The 10,000-nt window shown below is 33.1% G+C and carries 9 protein-coding genes and 1 pseudogene; 7 read left to right on the top strand and 3 right to left on the bottom strand.

Annotated features, from left to right (window positions below):
• Positions 1–1,189: pseudogene (locus LDL23_RS02465) on the bottom strand (glycosyl hydrolase); the annotation flags it as partial.
• Between the two features lie 131 nt (positions 1,190–1,320).
• Between LDL23_RS02465 and LDL23_RS02460 the strand changes: the two are divergent.
• The 5 genes from LDL23_RS02460 (at position 1,321) to LDL23_RS02440 (ending at position 5,450) form a co-directional block, all read left to right on the top strand.
• Positions 1,321–2,016, top strand: a complete 696-nt coding sequence (locus LDL23_RS02460; RefSeq protein ID WP_291264294.1) for an SCO family protein — start codon at positions 1,321–1,323, stop codon at positions 2,014–2,016.
• 97 nt (positions 2,017–2,113) lie between these two features.
• Complete coding sequence (locus tag LDL23_RS02455; protein ID WP_194093549.1) at positions 2,114–2,341, top strand: FeoA family protein; 228 nt, start codon at positions 2,114–2,116, stop codon at positions 2,339–2,341.
• Between the two features lie 5 nt (positions 2,342–2,346).
• Positions 2,347–4,449 carry a ferrous iron transport protein B gene (feoB, locus tag LDL23_RS02450; protein WP_291264293.1) on the top strand — a complete coding sequence of 701 codons (2,103 nt, stop codon included), beginning with the start codon at positions 2,347–2,349 and terminating at the stop codon, positions 4,447–4,449.
• Between the two features lie 38 nt (positions 4,450–4,487).
• Positions 4,488–5,318, top strand: a complete 831-nt coding sequence (locus tag LDL23_RS02445; protein WP_291264292.1) for a hypothetical protein — start codon at positions 4,488–4,490, stop codon at positions 5,316–5,318.
• 3 nt (positions 5,319–5,321) lie between these two features.
• Positions 5,322–5,450, top strand: a complete 129-nt coding sequence (locus LDL23_RS02440; protein WP_291264291.1) for a FeoB-associated Cys-rich membrane protein — start codon at positions 5,322–5,324, stop codon at positions 5,448–5,450.
• Here LDL23_RS02440 and LDL23_RS02435 read toward each other — a convergent pair.
• Both LDL23_RS02435 and LDL23_RS02430 read right to left on the bottom strand, forming a co-directional pair.
• Positions 5,447–6,265, bottom strand: a complete 819-nt coding sequence (locus LDL23_RS02435) for a ZIP family metal transporter (RefSeq protein WP_291264290.1) — start codon at positions 6,263–6,265, stop codon at positions 5,447–5,449. The genes LDL23_RS02440 and LDL23_RS02435 overlap by 4 nt on opposite strands.
• A 2-nt stretch (positions 6,266–6,267) precedes the next feature.
• A complete protein-coding gene (locus tag LDL23_RS02430) occupies positions 6,268–6,915 on the bottom strand; it encodes a metal-dependent transcriptional regulator (protein ID WP_026725513.1) in 648 nt (215 codons plus the stop codon).
• 83 nt (positions 6,916–6,998) lie between these two features.
• On the opposite strand from LDL23_RS02430, the gene LDL23_RS02425 reads away from it, so the two are divergent.
• Together LDL23_RS02425 and LDL23_RS02420 are read left to right on the top strand one after the other, a co-directional pair.
• Entirely contained in the window at positions 6,999–9,254 is a 2,256-nt protein-coding gene (locus tag LDL23_RS02425; protein WP_291264289.1) for a TonB-dependent receptor, read from the top strand.
• The coding region (locus LDL23_RS02420; protein ID WP_291264288.1) for a lycopene cyclase family protein at positions 9,254–10,000 on the top strand (747 nt) is incomplete at its 3' end. The genes LDL23_RS02425 and LDL23_RS02420, both read left to right, overlap by 1 nt.

The following is a 10,000-nucleotide window of genomic DNA, read 5'->3' as shown; positions in this document are numbered from 1 at the left end:
ATTTCCAAACATTCATACAACCGGTATAAATTTCATCTGCATTTGTTGGGGATACAGCCAAAGCTAAATCATAATATGCCTGGGTAGATTCAAAAATATCTGTTGTCCCAGAAGTTTTTGTCCAGTTAGTTCCTCCATTTGTAGAGCGATAAATTCCTTGAAAAGTATTACCTGTCGTTGAACTTAAGATATAAATACAGTCTGAATTTACTGGAGTAACATCCATAACAAATCTTCCAGATGATGCGGGTAATCCAGTAGAAACTTGACTAAAAGTGGTTCCTGTATCTGTAGAACGATAAAATCTATTATTTGTTACTGCGTACACGGTAGAAGGATCTCCTGGTTTCAAACGAATATTTCCTTGAGAAAAACTACCCGTTTGGACTTGAGTCCATGAAGTTCCAGCATTTGTAGTTTTGTATATTCCATTATTGGTAGCACACCAAAGTATTTGATTATTTGTTGGATGAATTACAATATCTCCAGCTCTCGATGGATTTGAACCTCCCATAGTTCCGGTAGGATTCCAAGTTAGCCCACCATCTGTTGATTTATAAACCCCTACAGAATACGAATCTCCAGCATCTTTATCTCCAGTAGCAATATAAATTGTATTTGAATTCGAATAATCAACTGCAATACCAGAAACTCCAATTTGAGGCAATTCATCTGTTAAAGGTGTCCAAGTAGTTCCGTTGTTAGTAGATTTCCAAATTCCACCTGCAGGCGAACCTAAATAAATTGTATTGGGATTGGATGGGTCAACATGAACAATATTTACACGACCTTGTCCAGAAGACCACGAACCTGTATTTGTATGTGTAAATGGTCCAACAGGTTGCCAATTACTTGGAGGCAGCGCTCTGCTCGTACTGTTTCTGTTAGCCTTAACTTGATTTTTTTGTCTCCATGCATTCCAAAATTGCTCAGATGAAATAATATAACCTTCTTCATTGGTTAAATTTCTCCAATAATATTCCCAACGCATGAAAGGTTTATAACCTGATCCTTTAGCGTTTTTATCTCTGGTAGACCAATAAGTGTTAAAAGCTTCAACTATTTCATCAATAGTTGCTTCTCCTTTTTTAGTTGTGTTTATGTCAGCCATCCATGGAGCAGAAGGATTGTATTGTGAAAATCCTAAAAAAGAACACAATAAACTAACAATCAAGTAATTTTTAATCATATTTTTAGTAGTTTTATGGTATGATTTCACAAATATAACCAAGATAATCAACATATTATAATTTTAACAAATGTCTACTGGTGTTTTAACAAAACTCATTTGATTTATGATTAATTTTGCAAAAAAAATATATGCTTGATTTTCTAGCTCCTTACAAAAAGTTTTTTATCATTTTTGGAATACTTTCTATCATCATTTATTTAGGAATTTACAACTTATTATCTCCAGAAAAAATGCTTCCCATTTATTCGCCAAGAGATATTAATCCAGAATTAGTAGATTCAACAGTGCAACACATTGGCAACGATCATAAAATTGCGGATTTTGCTTTTACGAATCAAAATGGTAAAGTAATTACACAAAAAGACTACGAAAACACTATTTATGTAGCCGATTTCTTTTTTACAACATGCCCAACGATTTGCCCTAAAATGACCGACAACATGGTTTGGTTACAAAATCAATTGAAGAATAATCCAGAAGTAAAACTATTGTCATTCTCTGTTACGCCTGATATCGACTCCCCTGAAGTTTTAAAAAAATATGCCATCGAAAAAGGTGTTGATGATTCGCGTTGGAATTTAGTTACTGGAAATAAAAAAGACATCTATTATTTAGCCCGAAAATCCTATTTAGCTGTAAAAACAGGCAAGCCAGAAGAATTGTATGACATGGTGCATACCGAAAATTTCATTTTGGTAGATAAAAACAAAAGAATTCGCGGTTTTTACGATGGTACTAATTTAGACCAACCCACGAATGATCCCAAAACAAAGAACATGAAACAACTTTTAGAAGATATTTTGTGGCTTTGTGAAAACCAATAAATTTATTTTTACAAATAATTTACTAAAGTTGACAATTATCAGTTTTAGTCCGATTATAATTTTTACTTTTGTATTTTAATTCAATCTAAATAAGGAAATGGAAATTTGTTCTTCTGAACTTAAAATTGGAGAAGTTGCCGAAATAACCTCCATCAATCTAGATGAAATCCCACTAAAGCTTTTAGAAATGGGATGTTTGCCTGGAAATTCCATTACTTTAATTCAAATTGCGCCTTTAGGCGATCCTTTGTATTTTAACGTAAATGATTCGCATGTAGCCATTCGATTAGAAACGGCTAAGGAAATCACGGTTACCAAAATGTAATTCTCATGAGTAAAAATCCTATCAAAGTTGCTTTAATTGGAAATCCAAATGTGGGCAAAACATCGGTTTTTAATGAATTAACAGGATTGAATCAACAAGTGGGAAATTACCCAGGAATCACCGTTGAAAAAAAACAAGGCGTTTGTAAATTAAACGAAACCATAAAGGCAAAAATCATCGATTTACCCGGAACTTACAGCTTAAATGCCAGTTCGATTGATGAAAATGTGGTGATTGAATTATTACTCAACAAAAACGACGAAGATTTTCCAGATGTTGCCGTTGTGGTGACCGAAGTGGAAAACTTAAAACGAAATTTACTCCTTTTTACCCAAATTAAAGATTTAGAAATTCCGACCATTTTAGTGATTAACATGGCGGATCGAATGAAATTGAAAGGAATTGAATTGGATATTCCTGTTTTAGAAAAAGAACTAAAAACGAAGATTGCTTTAATTAGTTCACGTAAAAAAATCGGAATTGATTATTTGAAAGATTTAATTCTGAATTATAATGCTCTTTCTACCGAACCTTGTTTGAATGCCTCTTCAATTGATCCAGAATATTTCAATAATTTAAGAAGAGCATTTCCAAATCAATTGCTGTACAAACTTTGGTTGGTGATTACGCAAGATGTGAATTTCTTGAATTTAGACCGAAACGAAATCAAAAGTTCGTTTACCAAATCGCATTCCGATTTAAAAAAACTCCAACAGAAAGAAACGATAAAGCGTTATCAGTTTATCAATGACACGCTAAAATTAGGTCAAAAAATAGACGTTTCAAAAGCAACAGATATTCGTGCAAAAATCGACCGAATTCTAACACATAAAATTTTTGGTTATGTGATTTTCTTCGGAATCTTAATGTTGATTTTCCAGTTTTTATTTGATTGGAGTAGCATTCCAATGGATTTCATTGATGAAACGTTTGCTAATTTGAGTTCGCTTGCCAAACAACATCTTCCAGCAGGAGAATTTACCAATTTAATCAGTGAAGGATTGATTCCCGGAATTGGTGGAATTGTAATTTTCATTCCGCAAATTGCCTTTTTATTCTTGTTCATTTCCGTATTAGAAGAAAGTGGTTACATGAGTCGCGTAGTATTTTTGATGGATAAAATCATGCGAAAATTTGGTTTATCTGGAAAAAGTATTGTGCCTTTGATTTCAGGAACAGCTTGTGCGATTCCTGCGATTATGAGTGCGAGAAATATCGAAAATTGGAAAGAACGATTAATCACCATTTTAGTCACGCCATTCACCACTTGTTCAGCAAGATTACCAGTTTATGCGATTTTAATTTCCTTAATTATTCCTGAAAAAAGAATCTTCGGATTTTTAAGTTTACAAGGTTTAACCTTAATGGCGTTGTATTTGCTAGGTTTTGGAATGGCTGTGTTTTCGGCTTTCTTGCTTAATAAGTATTTGAAATTAAGTTGCAAATCCTATTTTGTTGTGGAAATGCCAAGTTATAAAATTCCAATGTTTAAAAATGTTGGAATCAATGTTTTAGAAAAAACAAAAGCATTTGTAACTGGTGCCGGAAAAATCATTTTGGCCTTATCCGTAATTTTATGGTATTTGGGTTCACATGGTTTAAGTGATGATTTTAATAACGCTGAAAAAATTATTACCCAACAAAATCAAAACAAAACTATTACCACCGAAGAATTTGAAGACCAAGTAAACTCTTTCAAATTAGAGAATTCCTACATCGGTTATATGGGAAAAGCTATCGAACCAGCCATTCGACCTTTAGGTTACGATTGGAAAATTGGAGTTGCTGTAGTGAGTTCGTTTGCTGCTCGTGAAGTTTTCGTTGGAACTTTAGCCACCATTTACAGCGTAGGAAGTCATAGTGAAGAAGAAACAACCATTAAAAACCGAATGGCAGCAGAAGTTCATCCCATAACAGGAAATAAAGTATTCAATTTTGCTACTGGAATTTCATTGTTGTTATTTTATGCTTTCGCCATGCAGTGTATTTCTACTTTAGCGATTGTGAAAAAAGAAACCAATTCGTGGAAATGGCCGATAATTCAGTTGGTTTTCATGAGTGGATTTGCTTACATAACTTCTCTGATTGCATATCAATTCTTGAAATAAAAGGCATAATTTTTGATTGTCTTCAAAAAACAAAATTGATGAAAAAAACATTATTTGTTCTGATTACTATTTTAACTTTAAATAGTTCATTTTCTCAGAAAATCGATAAGTCTAAAAGTGAATTAAAATCTGGAAATTCTTCTCGTTCTTCAAGTTCAGGTAGCAGTTCCTCGAGTTCTGGTTCATCCAGAAGTTCTTCTTCAAATGACTTTGGATTAGCAGGATTATTTGTTGAAGGATTTTTATATGTGAGTTTTTATTCCACTATTGGCGATTATAGAAGCGAAAATCATTTGTATAATTCACTTTCTAAATATCCTTATTTCGATGGCGAATCAGGAAATTTTCAAAAAGAAAACGACAGTATTGAATATGGAAATATAATGCGATTTGATGTTGAAAACCATTTTTTGTACAGCAACAATAATTCATTCGGAAATCATTTAAAAGGAAAATTCAGACCTTTTCAATATTTTTATGTGCAAGCTGATTACCGAGAACTGTTGGAAAAAAACATGTTTACAAATCGTTTTTCAAACCTGTCATTGTTTCAATTTAACGTGGCTTATGATAGAATTCGATTTAAAAAATTCAATTTAGGTTGGACACTTGGCGCTACTTATATTGGAAATGATATACAAAAAGCAGGCTTCTCCTATGGTTTACACACCGATATTTTTGCCATAAAAAACATCAGTTTTAATAGTGCGATGATGTGGAGTAGAATAAATGGTTTGCCTGTAAATTCGTTTGAACTTAGAGGAAAATATCATAAAAAGAATTATTTTTTCTCGTTAGGATATGAGCACTTAAAAATTGCTTCACCAAATTATAATTTTGTAACTTTAGGAACTGGAATATATTTTTAAAATATGGATATACAACAAATTTTAGTCTATGCTTCACTAGCGATTGCAGTAGGCTTTTTAGTAAAAAAATTCTTTTGGAAAAAACGCAACAAGAAATCAAAACCTTGTGGCGACGATTGTGCTTGTCATTAACCTAAAGCCACATCCAAAGTCATCATTACTATAAATCCGCCGATAAAACCTAACGTAGCAATATCGGTATTTTTATCTTGCTGTGTTTCGGGAATTACTTCTTCCACCACCACAAAAATCATGGCTCCTGCTGCAAAAGCTAAGGCATAAGGTAATATTGGAGTAAAAAAAGTAACGGCAACTGCGCCTAAAACTCCAAAAATAGGTTCTACTAAAGCCGACGATTGTCCGTACATAAAGCTTTTTCTTCTGCTCATTCCCATTCTTCGTAACGGCATAGAAACCGCAATTCCTTCAGGGAAATTTTGAATTCCAATTCCAATAGCCAAAGTAACCGCTCCAGCAATCGATGCTTCTGGAATTCCCGCTGCCACTCCACCAAATAAAACCCCAACCGCTAATCCTTCTGGAATATTATGCAAAGTAATAGCTAAAACCAATAGCGTTGTGCGTTGCCAAGGCGATTTAATTCCTTCTGTTTCTTTGAAGTTAATGTGCATGTGAGGCAAGACTTTATCCAATCCGAAAATAAATAAAGCACCCAAAGCGAATCCAACAGCTGCTGGAATTACTTTTATAAAACCTTCTCCATGACTCATTTCGATAGCAGGAGCTAATAAACTCCAAAAACTTGCCGCCACCATAACACCTCCTGTAAAACCGAGCATTCCATCTAACACTACACGATTCATATTCTTAAAAAAGAACACAAATGAAGCGCCAAATGCCGTTAAACCCCACGTAAATGTTGTAGCCAAAAAAGCCGCCAAAATTGGGTCAATACTCTCAAAAAAATGGATAATTGAATCAAACATAATTATTGAACATATAAATTATTAGCAATTTTATTCGAAATCGTTAAGCGTTTACCATCGATTTCTACGGTTAAGGTGTCATCAAAATCTTCTTTGTCGATGACTTTTACAACCGAACCTAATGCGATTTTTTGCTTATCTAAATATTTTAAAAAATCGGTTGAAGAATCTTTTACGCCAACACAATGAAATGAAGCGTTAATTTCTACTTCTGATAACAATTGTTTCTCAATTTTCTTAATCACACCTTTCGCATCTGGAATAGGATCTCCATGTGGATCAGCAACTGGAAATCCTAAAAAAGCATCCAATTTATTAATCAATTGTTCCGATTTTATGTGTTCCAATTCTTCTGCAATTTCGTGTACTTCATCCCAAGAAAAACCTAGTTTATCCACCAAAAAAACTTCCCACAAACGGTGTTTTCTCACAATCATTTTTGCAGAATGCAAGCCTTTATCAGTAAGTGTAACGCCTTGGTATTTTTGATAACTCACCAAATCTTTATCTGAAAGTTTTTTCATCATGTCGGTAACCGATGATGCTTTGGTATCAAGCATTCCTGCTATAGCGTTAGTATTAACTCCTTTTGGAGAAACCAACGATAAATGATAAATAACTTTAATATAGTTTTCTTCCGAAATGGTCATAAACAATTCATTTTGACAAATATATAAAGTTTTTTAGATTTGTAAATGTTTTATTTTTAGATTTGTCTAAATTTAATTTTATAATGTTTAAAATATTTATTTATACAACTCTGTTTTTTTTACTTTTTACCTTTTCACAAAACACCATAAAAGGAAAAGTGACCTCTAATAATGAGGTTTTAGCTTATGCTACTATCTATATAAAAGAACTTAGTAAAGGAGTAGAAACCAATGAAAATGGTTTATATGAATTTAAAGATATTCCAAATGGTTCTTATACAATTACAGCTTCATACATTGGGTTTAAACCCGAAAAAAAGAAGATAACGGTCACAGAAAACAACGAAACAACCCTTAACTTTAACCTAATTGAAGATTCAAACACTTTAGATGATGTGGTAATTTCTGGAACTTTAAAACCAGTTTCAAGAATGGAAACTCCTGTTCCGGTCGAAGTGTATACGACAGCCTTTTTAAAGAAAAACCCAACATCAAATATTTTTGAAGCTTTACAAAACGTAAATGGCGTTCGACCACAACTCAATTGTAATATTTGCAACACGGGCGACATTCATATTAACGGATTAGAAGGTCCATACACTATGGTTACGATTGATGGAATGCCAATTGTGAGTGCGCTTTCAACCGTTTATGGTTTATCTGGAATTCCTAATTCTTTGATTGATAGAATTGAAGTGGTTAAAGGTCCAGCTTCAAGTTTATATGGAAGTGAAGCGGTTGGTGGTTTAATCAACATCATTACTAAAAAACCTTTGAATGCACCTTTGTTTTCAGCTGATATTTTTTCAACTTCTTGGTTAGAAAACAATGTTGATTTAGGTTGGAAAAGTGCTGTTGGAAAAAAGGTAACAACCTTAGTCGGAATCAACTATTACAATTACAACCAACCTATTGACAACAACAACGATAATTTTACCGATATAACCTTGCAAGAACGAATTTCCATCTTCAACAAATGGAACTTTGAACGAAAAAACAACAAAGAATTCACAATCGCTGGACGATTATTTTATGAAGACCGTTGGGGTGGCGAAATGCAATGGAACAAATCGTATCGTGGTGGTTCGGAAGTTTATGGTGAAAGTATTTATACCAAACGGGTGGAACTTTTGAGTAAATATCAATTACCAACTACAGAAAACATGTATTTGTCGTTTTCAATGACCGCACATGACCAAAATTCGGTCTATGGAAACACAATTTACTTGGCGAATCAAAAAATTGCTTTCGGACAATATACTTGGGATAAAAAACTAGAAAATCACAATTTGTTATTGGGAGCAGCTTTTCGTTATCAATATTATGACGATAATACAACTGCAACTCTATCGGCAGAACAAACAAAAATCTATAGCGTTTTTCTTCAAGATGAAATAAAATTGGCTGAAAAACATCATATTTTATTAGGTGCTCGATACGATTACAACAACAATCACGGTAACATTTTTACACCTAGAATTGCCTACAAATGGAATCCAACTGAAAACGATGTATTTCGAATTAATGCGGGAACGGGATTTAGAATCGTAAATTTATTTACCGAAGAGCACGCTGCTTTAACAGGATCTAGAGATGTAATAATTACCGAAGATTTAAAACCTGAAACATCCTACAACATCAATTTCAATTATTTAAAGAAAATCAAATTTGAAAACGGCACTTTTTTAGGATTCGAAACTTCGGCTTGGTACACGTATTTTAACAACCAAATTATTCCAGATTACGACACCAATCCGAACCAAATTATTTATTCCAACTTAAACGGATATGCACAAACGTTAGGAATTAGCGGCAATATCGATTTGGTTACACCTTTTGGATTGAAAGCAATTCTTGGCTTTACGATTATGGAACCCAAAAACGTGCAAAACGGAGTGAGTTCAACACCTGCTTTAACGGAAAAATATAGCACCAATTGGGCAATAACTTACGATATTCCAAAATGGTTTTTATCTATTGATTATACTGGAAATTTATATGGTCCGATGCGTTTGCCCTTATTAAGTGATTTAGATCCAAGACCCGAATATTCTCCTATTTGGAGTTTGCAAAACATTCAGTTTACTTATAAAAAATTTCGTAGTTTTGAACTTTATGGCGGTGTGAAAAACATATTAAATTGGACGCCAAACAAAAGTGCTCCATTTTTGATAGCTAGAGCAAATGATCCTTTTGATGAAGGTGTAGAATATGACACCAACGGAAATGTTTTAGCGACACCAACAAATCCATACGCCTTAACTTTTGACCCAAGTTATGTGTATGCACCCAATCAAGGAATTAGAGGTTTTTTAGGAATTCGATATACGATTTATTAATGCAACATTATCATTACATTTTCACAGGTTCAGGATTATCGGCTTTAATGACCGTTTATGAAATGCTTTTATCTGGAAAGTTTGAGGATAAATCAATTTTATTGATTGATGAAAATACTAAAAAAGTAAATGATAGAACTTGGTGTTTTTGGGATGAAGATAATTTATTTGAAGACATCGTATCAAAAAAATGGAATCAAGCGATTTTTGCTAATGAAAAATTTAATCGGGTTTTAGAACTAACGCCCTATCAATACAAAAAAATTAATGGTTTAGATTTTTACGAATTGGTTTTCAAAAAGATTTCCGAACATAAAAACATTCATTTTCTAAATCAAAAAGTAGTTGATTTTACCGAATTAGGCAATCATTGCATTGTAAAAACGAAAAACGAAACCTTCACTTGTAACAAGATTTTTAATTCCATTTATAATCCAGAAGTTGTTACAGCGCAAACCAAATTCCCATTAATCCATCAACATTTTATTGGTTGGTTTATCAAAAGTAAAGAAGCTGTTTTTACTCCAAATTGTGCCACTTTCATGGATTTTTCAGTAGAACAAAAAGGCAATACGCGTTTTATGTATGTTTTACCCACTTCTTCAACTGAAGCGTTGTTAGAATATACCTTGTTTTCAAAAAACATACTTTCTAAAGAAGAATACGAAGCTGAAATTCAGAAATACATTCAAAACTTAGGCATAACCGAGTACGAAATCATCGAAAAAGAACAAGGAAATATTCCC

It is taken from the genome of Flavobacterium sp., from assembly GCF_020217025.1.
Classification (GTDB): domain Bacteria; phylum Bacteroidota; class Bacteroidia; order Flavobacteriales; family Flavobacteriaceae; genus Flavobacterium.
The sequence above is the reverse complement of the archived record's forward strand: the minus strand, read 5'-3'. Positions and strand labels throughout refer to the sequence as shown.

Excerpts from the sequence above, each read along its gene's own strand:
- LDL23_RS02460 (WP_291264294.1), top strand. The coding sequence starts at position 1,321 with ATGCTTGATTTTCTAGCTCCTTACAAAAAGTTTTTTATCATTTTTGGA.
- LDL23_RS02455 (WP_194093549.1), top strand. The coding sequence starts at position 2,114 with ATGGAAATTTGTTCTTCTGAACTTAAAATTGGAGAAGTTGCCGAAATA.
- feoB (WP_291264293.1), top strand. The coding sequence starts at position 2,347 with ATGAGTAAAAATCCTATCAAAGTTGCTTTAATTGGAAATCCAAATGTG.
- LDL23_RS02445 (WP_291264292.1), top strand. The coding sequence starts at position 4,488 with ATGAAAAAAACATTATTTGTTCTGATTACTATTTTAACTTTAAATAGT.
- LDL23_RS02440 (WP_291264291.1), top strand. The coding sequence starts at position 5,322 with ATGGATATACAACAAATTTTAGTCTATGCTTCACTAGCGATTGCAGTA.
- LDL23_RS02435 (WP_291264290.1), bottom strand. The coding sequence starts at position 6,265 with ATGTTTGATTCAATTATCCATTTTTTTGAGAGTATTGACCCAATTTTG.
- LDL23_RS02430 (WP_026725513.1), bottom strand. The coding sequence starts at position 6,915 with ATGACCATTTCGGAAGAAAACTATATTAAAGTTATTTATCATTTATCG.
- LDL23_RS02425 (WP_291264289.1), top strand. The coding sequence starts at position 6,999 with ATGTTTAAAATATTTATTTATACAACTCTGTTTTTTTTACTTTTTACC.